At 43.3% G+C, this 14,122-nt stretch carries 11 protein-coding genes and 1 pseudogene; 5 read left to right on the top strand and 7 right to left on the bottom strand.

Annotated features, from left to right (window positions below; translation table 11 throughout):
* Positions 1–140 precede the first annotated feature (140 nt).
* Positions 141–2,378: an NADP-dependent isocitrate dehydrogenase gene (locus tag RTR63_RS01240; protein ID WP_312522251.1), complete on the top strand. Its 2,238-nt coding sequence runs from the start codon at positions 141–143 to the stop codon at positions 2,376–2,378.
* 124 nt (positions 2,379–2,502) lie between these two features.
* Here the strand turns inward: RTR63_RS01240 and RTR63_RS01235 are convergent, their stop codons facing one another.
* Positions 2,503–3,852, bottom strand: a complete 1,350-nt coding sequence (locus RTR63_RS01235; protein ID WP_312522249.1) for an adenylate/guanylate cyclase domain-containing protein — start codon at positions 3,850–3,852, stop codon at positions 2,503–2,505.
* A gap of 39 nt (positions 3,853–3,891) precedes the next feature.
* The gene (locus tag RTR63_RS01230; protein WP_036601311.1) at positions 3,892–4,329 is read right to left on the bottom strand and encodes an HIT domain-containing protein; all 438 of its coding nucleotides are present in this window, start codon (positions 4,327–4,329) and stop codon (positions 3,892–3,894) included.
* A 202-nt stretch (positions 4,330–4,531) separates the two neighbouring features.
* Here RTR63_RS01230 and RTR63_RS01225 point away from each other — a divergent pair, with 202 nt between their 5' ends.
* Positions 4,532–6,295 carry a mechanosensitive ion channel family protein gene (locus RTR63_RS01225; protein ID WP_312522247.1) on the top strand — a complete coding sequence of 588 codons (1,764 nt, stop codon included), beginning with the start codon at positions 4,532–4,534 and terminating at the stop codon, positions 6,293–6,295.
* On the opposite strand, the gene RTR63_RS01220 is transcribed toward RTR63_RS01225, so the two are convergent.
* Together RTR63_RS01220 and nrdA are read right to left on the bottom strand one after the other, a co-directional pair.
* Positions 6,292–6,468, bottom strand: a complete 177-nt coding sequence (locus RTR63_RS01220; protein WP_312522246.1) for a hypothetical protein — start codon at positions 6,466–6,468, stop codon at positions 6,292–6,294. The genes RTR63_RS01225 and RTR63_RS01220 overlap by 4 nt on opposite strands.
* A 196-nt stretch (positions 6,469–6,664) precedes the next feature.
* A complete protein-coding gene (nrdA, locus tag RTR63_RS01215; protein WP_312522245.1) occupies positions 6,665–8,953 on the bottom strand; it encodes a class 1a ribonucleoside-diphosphate reductase subunit alpha in 2,289 nt (762 codons plus the stop codon).
* Between the two features lie 536 nt (positions 8,954–9,489).
* Here nrdA and RTR63_RS01210 point away from each other — a divergent pair.
* From RTR63_RS01210 to tadA, 3 genes are all read left to right on the top strand, one after another.
* Entirely contained in the window at positions 9,490–9,978 is a 489-nt protein-coding gene (locus RTR63_RS01210) for a MaoC/PaaZ C-terminal domain-containing protein (RefSeq protein ID WP_065252853.1), read from the top strand.
* 118 nt (positions 9,979–10,096) lie between these two features.
* A complete protein-coding gene (gene ung, locus RTR63_RS01205; protein WP_060995186.1) occupies positions 10,097–10,813 on the top strand; it encodes a uracil-DNA glycosylase in 717 nt (238 codons plus the stop codon).
* Between the two features lie 17 nt (positions 10,814–10,830).
* A complete protein-coding gene (tadA, locus tag RTR63_RS01200) occupies positions 10,831–11,379 on the top strand; it encodes a tRNA adenosine(34) deaminase TadA (protein WP_409418179.1) in 549 nt (182 codons plus the stop codon).
* A gap of 124 nt (positions 11,380–11,503) precedes the next feature.
* Here the strand turns inward: tadA and RTR63_RS01195 are convergent, their stop codons facing one another.
* The 3 genes and pseudogenes from RTR63_RS01195 to RTR63_RS01185 form a co-directional block, all read right to left on the bottom strand.
* On the bottom strand, positions 11,504–11,878 hold the full coding sequence (locus tag RTR63_RS01195; protein WP_099808227.1) for a HopJ type III effector protein: 375 nt from the start codon (positions 11,876–11,878) through the stop codon (positions 11,504–11,506).
* A 275-nt stretch (positions 11,879–12,153) separates the two neighbouring features.
* Positions 12,154–12,336: pseudogene (gene csrA, locus RTR63_RS01190) on the bottom strand (carbon storage regulator CsrA); the annotation flags it as partial.
* A 318-nt stretch (positions 12,337–12,654) separates the two neighbouring features.
* Entirely contained in the window at positions 12,655–13,938 is a 1,284-nt protein-coding gene (locus RTR63_RS01185; RefSeq protein ID WP_007115684.1) for an aspartate kinase, read from the bottom strand.
* Between the last annotated feature and the right edge of the window lie 184 nt (positions 13,939–14,122).

The raw sequence follows: 14,122 nt of genomic DNA, 5'->3' as shown, positions 1-14,122 counted from the left end.
ATGCGGTAACCGTATACTTTGCGTTTAAAATGGTCAATCACATTTTATCCCATAATTAGTAATGCTTACTGTGAAATTTCTCACGCTGCTAGATGCATCATCTAGTGTCTCAATTAACATTCATATAAAAGAGGTTCTCTATGGCTAGTGGAAAGTCAAATATTATCTATACCTTAACTGACGAAGCACCGCTACTGGCGACTTATTCACTACTTCCTATCATTGAAACATTTACCAAACCTGCTGGCGTTGAAATCACTAAAACCGATATTTCCGTTGCCGCGCGTGTATTGGCAGAGTTCTCCGACTACCTGACCCCAGAACAACAAGTGACCGACAATCTTGCTGAGCTTGGTCGGTTGACCCAAGACCCAGACACCAATATCATCAAACTGCCTAATATCAGTGCCTCAGTGGCTCAGCTACAAGAATGTATTGAAGAGTTACAAGCCAAAGGCTACAACATTCCTAATTACCCAGAAAACCCAACCACAGACGAAGAAAAAGCCATCAAAGCCCGTTATGGTAAATGTTTAGGTTCTGCGGTAAATCCCGTATTACGTGAAGGTAACTCAGATCGCCGTGCCCCCGCTGCCGTAAAAAACTATGCCAAAAAACACCCGCATTCAATGGGTGAATGGAAACAATGGTCAAAAACCCACGTCTCTCACATGGAAGAAGGTGACTTTTACCATGGCGAAAAATCAATGACCCTTGATAAAGCGCGTAAAGTCAAAATGGAGCTCATCACCAACAGTGGCAAAGCTTTGGTGCTAAAACCCGAAGTTGCCCTACAAGACGGTGAAGTGATTGACTCAATGTTTATGAGCAAAAAAGCCTTAATCGAATTTTATGAAAAAGAGCTAGAAGATTGCCGCGAAGGTAAAATCCTGTTCTCTCTACACGTCAAAGCCACGATGATGAAGGTGTCACATCCTATCGTATTTGGTCACTGCGTGAGAGTGTACTACAAAGATGCATTCGAAAAATGGAACAAAACCTTTGACGAATTAGGTATTAATGTTAACAATGGTATGGCAGGACTATACGAAAAAATCGAAACCCTACCGACCACTATCCGTGAAGAAATCGTCCGTGACCTGCATGCCTGTCAAGAACATCGCCCCGCATTGGCGATGGTGGACTCAGCAAAGGGAATCGATAACTTCTATTCGCCAAATGATGTCATTGTAGATGCCTCAATGCCAGCGATGATTCGTAATGGTGGTAAAATGTGGGCAGCCGATGGCAAGCCTTACGACTGTAAAGCAGTGATGCCAGAATCGACCTTTGCCCGTATTTACCAAGAAGTCATCAACTTCTGTAAATGGCATGGCAACTTTGACCCAGCGACCATGGGTACCGTACCAAACGTAGGTTTGATGGCGCAAAAAGCGGAAGAATACGGCTCTCACGACAAAACTTTTGAAATCCCAGAGGCAGGTGTTGCCAATATCACTGACATTGAGACAGGCGAAGTATTGATGTCGCAAAATGTTGAAGAAGGCGATATTTGGCGTATGTGTCAAGTCAAAGATGCGCCAATTCGCGACTGGGTAAAACTGGCAGTGACGCGTGCACGTAACTCAGGCATGCCAGCTATCTTCTGGCTTGACCCATACCGCCCACATGAAAATGAGCTTATCAAGAAAGTTAAAAAATACTTACAAGAGCATGATACCACAGGGCTAGATATTCAAATCATGTCTCAAGTTCGTGCGATGCGTTATACCCTTGAGCGTGTGGCGCGTGGTTTGGATACCATCTCAGTCACAGGTAACATCTTGCGTGATTACTTAACTGACTTATTCCCAATCCTAGAATTAGGCACGTCAGCCAAAATGCTATCAATCGTCCCATTGATGGAAGGCGGTGGTCTTTATGAGACAGGGGCAGGCGGTTCAGCCCCAAAACATGTCGAGCAGTTAGTTGAAGAAAACCACCTGCGCTGGGATTCACTCGGCGAGATGCTCGCGCTTGCGGTATCTTTAGAAGACTTGGGGATTAAAGAAAACAACCCACGGATAAAATTACTGGCAAAAACCCTAGACTTGGCAACGGGTAAATTGTTGGATAACGACAAATCACCATCGCGTCGTACCGGTGAGCTCGACAACCGTGGTAGCCATTATTATCTAGCCAAATACTGGGCAGAAGAATTGGCAAACCAAGAGGAAGATAGCGAGCTTAAAACCAAGTTTGCGCCACTTGCTCAAGCGTTGTCAGAAAATGAAGACAAAATCGTGGCGGAATTAAATGATGTTCAAGGTCAAGGTGTGGATATTGGTGGTTACTATCAACCAGACCAACAAAAGCTAAGCCAAGTGATGCGCCCAAGTGCGACATTTAACCAAGCATTGGCTTCGTTTGATGCCTAGTTCAATAGTATAAGAAAAGCCGAAGCTGAATGCTTCGGCTTTTTTAGTGTCTGGTTTTTAGTGTCGGTAAATGGTTAAACATAGCTAAGCTAAGAATATAGCTGAGCAAAAACCGTCAATATCATTATTTTTGCTTTTCTTCGACAAGCGCCAATGCAGATTTTAGCTGGTTAGTAATATCATTTTTATCATAATTACGAATATCATGAAAATTTAAATGTAGGTTAAACCCAGGCAAGCTAAAGTCCACCCAATCGGTTTGTTGCATTGATTCGCTTTTGGGTTCAAGCAATTCCCACACATTCATGGCATCTTGAAAGCCTTTAAATTTAAATTGCCCCACGGCTTGGCAATGATGGACATGACCAATTAAATTAAACGTACTTTCACTCATCAAAATTTGATTGTTTTGCGCGGCAGATTCAAGGCGAGAGGCAAAATTGGCCTCTTTTCCAACCACGGTATAAGTCATACGATTGCGGCTGCCAAAATTACCGACATAACAATACCCTGTATTGATACCCATACGTACATGCAGCCCTTCAAAACCGAGTAATCGCCATTGGTGGCGCAGCACTTCCATTTCACGGCGCATCTCAATGGCCATACTGGCACAAGCAATGGCGTTATCACGGTCACTACCACCCATATCACCAAAATAGCACAATAACCCATCTCCCAAAAACTTATCGAGGGTCGCACCATATTTTTGGCTCACTTGGGTCATACGGTCAAGGTAAGTATTTAAAATATTGGCTAAATGGTCGGGACTAATATGATCCGACAAATCAGTAAAACCAACAATGTCCGAAAACAAAATAGTTAGCTTGCGACGTTGATTAATGACTTCAACCTTGGTGTTATTTTTGACAATCGGTTGCCAAATCTGGGGCGGCAAAAAACGGGTTAATTTATTGGTCACATTAACCAAGGTATCAATCCGTGCTTGTTGCTGCGCAAGCATTTGATTTTTTTGGCGTAAGCGAATCACCAGAGAACAGATATGATAACCAACTATCAAGATATCGGTAAATACGATGACAAAATTTAAAATATCTTCTTGCTTGGCGGTCAAACTAATGGCGGGTAATAAAAAATGCGCAGATATCAGACTAAGTAGACCCACTGCTACGGTTAATAATACCAACGAAACAGTATGTTTGGTATCTGAAAAAATCAGACGAATCAAAATCAACAACCATAACGCAAGGCTTGGGATATAGTTAAACTGCAACATACCCGTTGCCAACGCCATCAGGGTTAATACACTGGCTGAAGTAATATAGTGATGGGGCCGGATAACACTCAAAGCAGTGACAATAACGCCTGCTACCAACAGCAAAATACTGAGCGTATGATAAATAGGCGGTACATCAAGAGAGGTTAAGGTAAGCAATAAAATAAAAAATGCCGCCAGTTCAATGAATTTCGGACTTTTTAGATTGGTCGAAAGACCTTGAATGGATTCACGCAATTTAGTTTGTCTACCTCGTGCCTCGTAGTAAAATTTTTTTTAGACGTTCATTTGCCAATCAAATGGCATATCACGATGACCCCGCAGCGCCATCATCAGTGTCTGCTGCATATGGCTGAGCACTTCAGGGGTATAAGGGATAGCAGGATTACCCCATACCGGATTAGGCCAAGCAATGTCATTTTGGTAGCGCACGATATGATGAAAATGCAATTGCGGCACTTGGTTGCCAAGCGCGGCGATGTTCATTTTGTCGGCTTGAAAAGTTTTGGCAAGCTGACTTGATAGCCAGCTGGATTCACGTAAAAACTGGGCTTGGTCACTGGCGGATAATTCGTATAATTCTTTGATACCGGGTACACGCGGAATTAGAATCAACCAAGGAAATTGACAGTCGTTCATCAAGCGGCAAGTAGATAACGGAAATTCGCCCACCAAAAAAGTATCTTTTGCTAGTTGCGGATGTAAATTAAACATAATAACTCAATGCATTTAAAAGTGTTTTTGGAATTTAAAACTGATAAAATCAAATAATGCGCGTATTTTAGCAGTTATACCTACAAGACGAAATACTTTATTCAGAATAAGCGCATTGCAATTTAGGATTTCTTAAAACATAAATCAAGGCCGTTTATTTAGCCTAACTATGTCTGAGCGTTTTACAAATTTTGGGAAGTTTATGCCGTTGTCAAAGTCTCTTAACCAATGTCAGCGTCATGCTGATGCACCATCTTTATACCGCCGTTGTTTTATGATGGCATTGTTTGCTTTACTCATGGTTATCACCAGTGTCAAACCCACCGCTGTATGGGCGGCTGATAGCAGCAAATCAGCCAGTAGCGCCAGCGGCACAGCAACCCCACAAGACACCTTTGGGCGTGATACCCCGCGCGGCAGCGTGCAAGGCTTTATTCAAGCCTTGGCAAAAAGTGATTGGATGCTCGCCAGCCGTTATGTGGATTTAAGTTCTACCAAAGACCCCAGTGGTACGCTCGAATCTTTAAAATCGGCACTCGATAGCGGCGGACGTATCAACGAGCAGCTGCAAATTAGCAATGACCCTACCGGCAATCTCGATGACAAACTAGCGCCCAATCTCGATAAGGTAGGGGAAATCAACAATCCCGACGCTGACAAAAAGAGTATTGATATCTTAATGCAGCGTGTCAAACAATCTAACGGCACCTATATTTGGCTGATTTCACGACAAACCTTGCAAGAAGTGGCGTCGTTATCACTCGTTACCCAGCCGACACTGGTAGAAAAGTACATTCCCAAACAATGGATTGAGAAAGATATTAAAGGCTATAGTCTTGGGCATATTGCGGCAGTGATTGCGCTCATGATAGCGACTTATCTCGCCTGTCTATTGATTAGCCAAATCTTATATATGATTATCACGCGAATTTATCTAGCGACCCACCCAGATAAAGAAAAGCAATTTCCGATTGATGGGCGCGTGGTCGTACCTGCCGCAATGGTGCTGACGGCGCTGATTATCAAAGAAGCCATGATTTTGGTGGGTATTAATTTGGTTGTGCGCAATATGGCGTCCAACCTTGCCGATATTTTATCTTGGGTATCAATGGTATGGTTGATTTTACGTATTTTGGATTTGATTTTTAAACGTGCAGAAAACTATGCGAGTAATAACCATCATCCAGAGCGGCTATCTGTCCTAAATCTGCTGCGAAAAGTCGTAAAATTGATTTTGATTGCGATTGCGACCATTGTGATTTTGGGTAATCTAGGCTACGACTTAACCACAGGTATTGCCGCATTGGGGATTGGTGGTGTGGCGTTGGCATTGGGTGCACAAAAAACGGTTGAAAATTTAGTCGGCAGTGTATCGGTAGTCGCTGACCAGCCTGTGAATGTGGGCGACTACTGCCGCTTTGGCACGCAAGAAGGTACGGTTGAAGACATTGGTATCCGCTCCACCCGTCTGCGCACCACGGATCGCACGGTGGTAACGATTCCCAATGGTAACTTCTCATCGATGAGCATTGAAAATGTCTCGCAGCGCGACATGTTTCATTTTTCGCAAGTGTTCTATATCTCGCGCGATAGCGAAATCAGTGAGATCAAGGAATTTATCGAGCAGACGCAAATTTATATCACCAATCATCCTGACACCAACAGTGTGTGGAATCAAGTGCGTATCTCTGGCACTCAGCAAGACGCTTATCTTGTCGAAGTGCGATGCTATCTCAATGTGAAAGGGGCGATGGATTTTAATCAAAAACAAACTGATATGATTTTAAAAATCGCTGAGATGATGAAAGAGGTGGGGCTCAAAAATGCGTTACCGACCAGCCGTGTGATGATGGGCAAACCGATTGATGTTACCCATTCAAATTTTGCTAATACTGTACCCGGCAAAGATAAAGTGGTAGCGTCAGAAAAACTGGCACAATCGGATAAGCCTGATACCCAGCCTTAGTGACTCATAGTTTTGACATTGGCTTTTGAATTTGAATTGGGCAGGGTGGTGGCAGGTGTGGCATCACCCAAGTCAACATAGACAGGAATCGGACTGTCGTATGTTTGCGGCAAAGAAGCACACGAGGTAAGGTTCATCACTAAAATGGCATAAACAATTAATGGGTTTTTCAAGTTCAAACATCCTATGTAATAAAAATCCATGCAATGAAAATTTCTAGGCTTTTAATAATAAAAACCTAGATGTTACATCGAAATAATTTAAGTAATCAATTTAATGGGTTATGCCATTTTTATTTGTATTTACAAAAGATAAATCACTGAATAAAAAACTAGGGATAATCCATCAGTATTATCCCTAAATACTCTCTTATAAAGTACAAGCACCGCCAGCACAGCCATTTTCAAGGTCGTCTTGGGCATCATTGGCGCCGTCACGGGTATTATGATAATACAGCGTCTTAACGCCCAGTTTATACGCCATCAACAAGTCTTGAATCATCACCTTCATCGGTACACGGCTATCTTCAAACTTGGTTGGGTCGTAGTTGGTATTCGCTGAGATACTTTGGTCAATGAATTTTTGCATAATCGCCACTAGACTCAAATAACCTTTGTTATTCGGCATTTGCCATAATAGCTCGTATTGATCTTTGAGCTTATCAATCTCAGGCACCACTTGTTTTAAAATACCGTCTTTTGATGCTTTGACAGATACTAAACCGCGGGGTGGCTCAATGCCATTAGTTGCGTTAGCAATCTGGCTAGAGGTTTCTGATGGCATCAAGGCGGTCAAGGTTGAGTTGCGAAGACCGTGGGTTTTGATATCGTGACGCAGTGCTTCCCAGTCGAGTTGTAGCGGCTCATTACAAATCGCATCAATGTCTGCTTTATACGTATCAATCGGTAAAATACCTTGTGAATACGTGGTATCGCCAAATGCAGGACACGCGCCTTGCTCTTTAGCCAGTTTATTGGACGCCACCAACAGATAATACTGTAAGGCTTCAAAAGTGCGATGGGTTAAACCGAGCGCCGTAGGATCTGAATATTTGGTAGCGTTTTTGGCAAGATAATAGGCATAGTTGATGACACCAATACCCAGCGTGCGGCGTTTCATAGAGCCATTTTTAGCAGCGATAACCGGATAGTCTTGGTAGTCAAGCAAGGCATCTAGCGCACGCACGATCAGTTCCGCTGGCTCTTTGATGTCTTCTAATTGGTTGATTTCACCCAAGTTAATCCCTGATAACGTACAAAGGGCGATTTCACCGCTTTCATCATTGATGTTGTCAAGCGGTTGGGTCGGTAGCGCGATTTCCATACATAGGTTGGATTGGCGAATTGGCGCGACACTTGGGTCAAACGGACTGTGGGTGTTGCAATGGTCAACGTTTTGCACATAGATACGACCCGTGCTGGCACGCTCTTGCATCATCAGGCTAAACAACTCTTGCGCCGGCACACTGCGTTTGCGAATGGAGTCATCTTGCTCATATTGCTCATACAAACGCTCAAACTCGGCTTGATCGGCAAAGAAAGCATCATACAAACCTGGCACATCCGATGGTGAAAACAGGGTTACGTTTTGATTTTTAATCAAACGTTGATAGATGGTTTTATTGATTTGCACGCCATAATCCATGTGGCGAACACGGTTGTCTTCCACACCGCGGTTGTTTTTGAGCACCAACAGATTTTCCACTTCCAAATGCCAAATCGGGTAGAACAAGGTCGCTGCACCACCACGCACGCCGCCTTGTGAGCAGCATTTGACCGCAGTTTGAAATAGTTTGTAAAAAGGAATACAGCCGGTGTGCTGCGCTTCACCACCACGGATTGGGCTACCTAATGCGCGAATACGACCCGCATTGACACCAATACCGGCACGCTGTGACACATAGCGCACGATGGCACTGGTGGTGGCATTGATACTGTCTAAGCTATCATCGCATTCAATAAGTACACATGAGCTAAACTGACGCGATGGGGTACGCACGCCCGACATGATTGGCGTTGGCAGTGAGATTTTGAAAGTGGACGTGGTGTCATAAAAGCGCTTGATGTAATCTAATCGCGAAGCCTTGTCATATTGTTTGTCGTAACTGGCAAACAGACACATACCGACGAGCATGTACAAAAATTGTGGGCTTTCAAAGACTTGTTTGCTGACGCGGTCTTGCACCAAGTATTTGCCTTCCATTTGTTTGACGGCGGCATACGCAAAGCTCAAATCACGGTTGTGGTCAATATAGTCATTGAGTATATCAAACTCTTCTTTACTAAAGTCTTGCAAAATATGGGCATCGTAACGACCTTCTTGGGTCAGTTTGGTGACATGGTCAAACAAATGCGGCGGCTCAAACTGGCCAAACGCGATTTTGCGTAAATGAAAAATTGCCAATCGCGCTGCCAAATATTGATAATCAGGCGTTGCTGCAGAAATCAAATCCGCGGCTGATTTAATGATGGTTTCATGGATGCTTTTGGTGGTGATTTTGTCATAAAACTGGATATGTGAGCTGATTTCTACTTGTGAGACAGACACATTATCAAGCCCTTCTGCTGCCCACTCGATGACTCGGTGAATCTTATCCAAATCAATTTTTTCCAAACGCCCGTCGCGTTTTTGCACGAGGATATCTTCAGTACGAGTCATAATACGTTCCTTTTTTTACCTGTTTATCAACGTCATATCTGTATGTATTAAAAAGGCGCTGAGTGAGAGGTGGTGAGATAAAAATGCCAAGTAAAACAGCTAACCGAAAGTATAGTGAGTGTGTATGCCGCTTTTAACGACGGCTTTTGAGCCGAGGCCACGTCACTTATGTAACATTGCAAAGTCATTGCCGTATTATTGCAAGATTTTGCAAAAAACTACTATATCTAGGGGTTGTTTTATTATTTCGCACAATATAGCGTAAAAAAATTTGTAATTCTAGCTTGTATTTTTTTCAATTTTTTGCCTATTTTTCTGCAAAAATGCTAGACGCTTGATTTTATTAGCAGTTCATCAAGTCAAGCAAAAAGATAAAAAATTTGTAATTATTAAAATCAGATGGGTTGATGAATGCGTAGTCATTGTCATAAAAAATTGAAAAATTTATGCTATAGTCGAACTATAGTCAAACCATCAAAACGATTTTGTAATCGTGGTTTTTATAAAATTAATCAACAAAAACAAAAGGACGGACAATGACAATTTTTAGTAATTTTACCTATGAGGAATTAACTATCGGGCAAACTGCCAGCATGACCCGCCAAGTGACCGCAGATGATGTCAAAGCATTTGCGCTTGTTACCCATGACTACAACCCTGCGCATCTCGATAATGAGTATGCCGAGCAAAGCCAGTTTAAAGGCGTGATTGCGCATGGTATGTGGACAGCAGGTCTATTATCAGCCTTGATTGGCACCAAATTTCCAGGCTTGGGGACAATTTATCTGAACCAAAGCTTGTCGTTTCGTCGTCCTGTGCATATCGATGATACCTTAACCGCGACCTTGACGGTGAAAAGTAAAGACGATAGCAAAAAATGGGTGGTGTTAGATTGCCAAGTGACCAATCAAGACGGTAAAGCGGTAGTGACAGGCGAAGCGCAAGTAATTCCCCCCACTGAAAAAAGCAGCCGTGAAGCGGTCAAATTAGACGATTTTACCCTACGTCAAACTTTTTCAGAATAATTAGTGGGTATAGAATATACAATATAGAAGTGTTGCAGTTATTGACGACAATTATTTGCTACAATAAAGCCAAGAAATTCTTTGGCTTTTTTTATAATTTTTTGATAGCAGATAAACCATGAAAACATTAACGCCTGAACAACAACAAATTTTAGCCAATGTCAAAATGCCGGACGATTGGAAGCACGCCTTGGCGACAGAGCTAACGAGCAGCAATATGGATAAGATTCGCCAATTTTTGCGAGATCAATATCATGCGCAAAAAGTGATTTATCCCTCGGGTAGTCAAATGTTCAATGCGTTTAATTTGACCCCGTTGTCGCAGGTTAAAGTAGTTATTTTGGGTCAAGACCCGTACCATGGCGCGGGACAAGCGATGGGGTTATCTTTTTCTGTGCCCAAAGCCATCCCCAAACCCCCGAGTCTACAAAATATTTTACGAGAGCTCGCCGCCGATTTGGGTATCGCCCCGTCAAAACATGGCGATCTGACCCATTGGGCAACCCAAGGGGTGCTGCTGCTTAACAGTATGTTGTCGGTAGAAGCAGGGCAGGCGGGCAGTCATCAGCGTATTGGCTGGGAAACGTTCACTGATGCGGTGATTGAGGCAGTCAATCAGCACTGTGAGCACTGTGTCTTTATCTTATGGGGGAGTTACGCACAGAAAAAAGGCCGTTTTATCGATACATCTAAGCATTTAATCATTACAGGCACGCATCCATCACCGCTTGGTGCCAATCGGGGTGGTTTTTTTGGCACCCGTCCTTTTTCCAAAGCCAATGATTATCTGATAGCGCATGGCAAAAGCCCGATAGATTGGCAGTTGCCACAGTAGTTTGGGTGGTATCATAAATGAATGCAAGTGAGCATAACTGTTGTGAAACAGGCTTTTGTGACAGCGACTTTTGTGACACCGATTATGCCTTTATGCAAGCGGCGCTTGACGTTGCAGCCGAGGGCGGACAGCTGGGGGAAGTGCCAGTGGGTGCGGTGATTGTGCATCAAGGCACCATCATAGCCAAAGGCTACAATCAACCGATTTTAAGTCATGATGCCACTGCCCACGCCGAAATAGTGGCAATAAGGCGAGCATGTCAATATTTTGATAATTACCGTCTGCCAGCGGATTGTGAACTGTTTGTCACGCTTGAGCCTTGCACCATGTGTCTAGGAGCGATTATTCATGCCAGAGTATCGCGCTTGGTGTTTGCAGCGACAGAGCCGAAAGCAGGCATGATTGTCAGCCAGCAGGATTTTAGCCAAGTGACGTTCTATAATCATTTTTTGACCGTAGAACAGGGGCTAATGGCAGAGCAAAGTCGCGCGTTGTTGCAGGATTTTTTTCGCCATCGTCGTGAGCAAAAAAAACAACTGCGCCAGCAGTTAAGGGCAAACCAATAACCAATGAGTCTCTCAAAACCATTCTTTAAAATAAAAAATATTGGATAAAAAAAGGCAACCCATCGGCTGCCTTGTTTGACGCAAAAAACAGTTAGATTTTTAGACTAAAGCATGTTAGAGAATGTCATGACGCTTTTGGTGTTAATGCTTTTGGCGTTAAACAGTTACGCTGCATCAAAAAGCCTTGCCAGCCAAAAAAGCTAAAGTTACGGATATTGGCATGGTTCGTACCTTTCGGCTCTGCTTTAACACTGTCATAGTGCTCAGCAAACAGTTTTAGCGTATCTTGTTGGGTCAAATGGTTGAGTAGGGCAAAGCCAAACACTTTCGCACTGCCTTCATTTTCACCCGCCGCATTGTGCACTTCGCCATTGTTAAACTCAGTTGGTCGATAGTCATAGTAACTATCGATGATAGCTAGCACGGAAGCAAAATCTAGCGATTTGTTTTCTAGTTTAGCTAATAGTTTTGATAGTTCTAGCTTATCAATAGCGCTCATAGTTACTCCAAAAGTCAAAATAAATAAGGTGATTAACGGTTAAAATAATCGTCCTCAAACGGATCAAAAGCTGGGTTAAAATTATTGTTGGTCTGACCAAAACCGCGGTTTTCCACACGGTTTTCTAAATGACGCATTTGCTGACCGCTGTTACGCGGTTGAGAGGGTTTACTGCGCTCTTGGGGGAAGGCCTCATGACTGGCTGCCCCAAAACCACTGCGGTCTTGACCCATTCTATCATGGGCGGCAAAATCGACTGGGTGATTATCATAACCCATGCGTTCATGCCCAGTCCGTTCATGCAGAATTCTTTGATAAATCTCTTCACGGTGTACGGCAATGTCTTTTGGCGCATTGACGCCCAGTCTGACTTGATTACCTTTTACACCCAGTACGGTGACACTCACTTCGTCACCTATCATTAACGTTTCGCCAACACGGCGAGTCAAAATTAACATGCGTCACACTCCTTATGTCGCAACAAGTACCATCAATGTCCTATGATGATTCAACGATAAATTAGCTAAATTCGTCAAATATATTATCATGTATCATTGCCCAATGATACGTTAAAGACAGACTGCAAGGGCATAATTTAAGCCAACTCATCATGCTTGGCAGCTATTTGCCAACAGTCAAAATAGGCATTGAGGGGTCAGTTGCGTTTGTGCCCAATAAACGAGATGCCATTATAAACGAAATGCAGAAGTAAAAAAAAGGTTAACACCCGCAAAACGCGGATATTAACCTTATTTTTGTGGAGAATTACAAATTTATTATAATCCAGCAACCTTGCTTTCACCGTCTTCACGGTCAAGACCAAAAGCGGTATGTAGCGCTTTAACCGCTTTCTCCAGTTGTTCTTCTTGAATCAGTACCGAGATTTTGATTTCGCTGGTAGAAATCATTTGGATATTGATGTTGTTTTCTGCCAGTGTTTCAAACATTTTGCTTGCCACGCCTGCATGTGAGCGCATGCCAACACCCACCAGTGATACTTTAACCACGTTGTTATTGCTCACGATTTCTTTGCCGCCAATCTCAGCAAGATTGTCACCCAAAATCGCTAGGGTTTTATCAAAGTCACCACGGTTAACGGTAAAGGTAAAGTCTGTCAATCCGTTTTCTGCGATGTTTTGGATAATCATATCGATTTCGATGTTGGCAGCACTGATTGGGCTTAAAATCGATGATGCAATACCAGGGCGATCAGGCACTGCTAAGATAGATACTTTAGCTTCGTCACGGTTAAAGGCGATGCCCGAAATAATTGGTTGTTCCATGCTGTCTCCCTCATCGGTGGTAATTAATGTACCTACATTCTTTTTAAAATCATCATCGAATTTACCATCGGCATTTTCATCAAAACTGGATAAAACACGCAGTGGTACTTGGTATTTTCCGGCAAATTCAACCGAGCGAATTTGCAACACTTTTGAGCCAAGGCTTGCCATTTCTAGCATTTCTTCAAAGGTGATTTTTGATAATTTTTTGGCTTTTGGTGTCACACGTGGGTCAGTAGTATACACGCCGTCGACATCGGTATAGATTTGACATTCATCGGCAGATAGGGCAGCAGCCAGTGCAACCCCGGTGGTGTCCGAGCCACCACGACCTAAGGTGTTGATGTCACCTTTTTCATCCACCCCTTGGAAACCCGCCACCACAACGACCATGCCAGCATCGAGTGCGGCGCGAAGCTGACTATCATCGATATGTTGAATACGGGCTTTGGTATGACTATCATCGGTACGAATCGCCACTTGCCCGCCCGTCATTGACTTGGCGCTCACACCGATTTCATTTAATGCCATAGCAAGTAAAGAAATTGATACTTGCTCACCGGTTGACACCATTTGGTCGTATTCACGAGCATTCGGTTCTTTACTGATTTGACGTGCCAAATCAATCAAGCGATTGGTCTCACCACTCATGGCAGAGACGACAACCACCACTTGATGACCATTGTCATGCCAACGTTTGACGCGCTGTGCCACATTTTTGATACGTTCGACACTACCCATCGACGTACCACCGTATTTTTGTACGATTAAAGCCATTGTCAATACACCCTATAATATCGCGCACATTGTTTGCCATCGCTATCCAAGACTTGCCATACCAAGTGCCTGATGGATCGCTTAGCAGATTGTTTACAATGTCACGAAACGTAAATTAAACGGTACTTTATACCATATTTCCCAATTTTGGGGCAAGGCAAAATTGCCAAAAATCCCCAAATGA

It is taken from the genome of Moraxella sp. CTOTU47724, from assembly GCF_032014955.1.
GTDB classification, from domain to species: Bacteria; Pseudomonadota; Gammaproteobacteria; order Pseudomonadales; family Moraxellaceae; genus Faucicola; species Faucicola tetraodonis.
Note: the sequence above shows the minus strand (reverse complement) of the source record. Positions and strands in the feature narration are given on the sequence as shown.

Excerpts from the sequence above, each read along its gene's own strand:
- RTR63_RS01240 (WP_312522251.1), top strand. The coding sequence starts at position 141 with ATGGCTAGTGGAAAGTCAAATATTATCTATACCTTAACTGACGAAGCA.
- RTR63_RS01230 (WP_036601311.1), bottom strand. The coding sequence starts at position 4,329 with ATGTTTAATTTACATCCGCAACTAGCAAAAGATACTTTTTTGGTGGGC.
- RTR63_RS01225 (WP_312522247.1), top strand. The coding sequence starts at position 4,532 with ATGCCGTTGTCAAAGTCTCTTAACCAATGTCAGCGTCATGCTGATGCA.
- nrdA (WP_312522245.1), bottom strand. The coding sequence starts at position 8,953 with ATGACTCGTACTGAAGATATCCTCGTGCAAAAACGCGACGGGCGTTTG.
- RTR63_RS01210 (WP_065252853.1), top strand. The coding sequence starts at position 9,490 with ATGACAATTTTTAGTAATTTTACCTATGAGGAATTAACTATCGGGCAA.
- ung (WP_060995186.1), top strand. The coding sequence starts at position 10,097 with ATGAAAACATTAACGCCTGAACAACAACAAATTTTAGCCAATGTCAAA.
- tadA (WP_409418179.1), top strand. The coding sequence starts at position 10,831 with ATGAATGCAAGTGAGCATAACTGTTGTGAAACAGGCTTTTGTGACAGC.
- RTR63_RS01195 (WP_099808227.1), bottom strand. The coding sequence starts at position 11,878 with ATGAGCGCTATTGATAAGCTAGAACTATCAAAACTATTAGCTAAACTA.
- RTR63_RS01185 (WP_007115684.1), bottom strand. The coding sequence starts at position 13,938 with ATGGCTTTAATCGTACAAAAATACGGTGGTACGTCGATGGGTAGTGTC.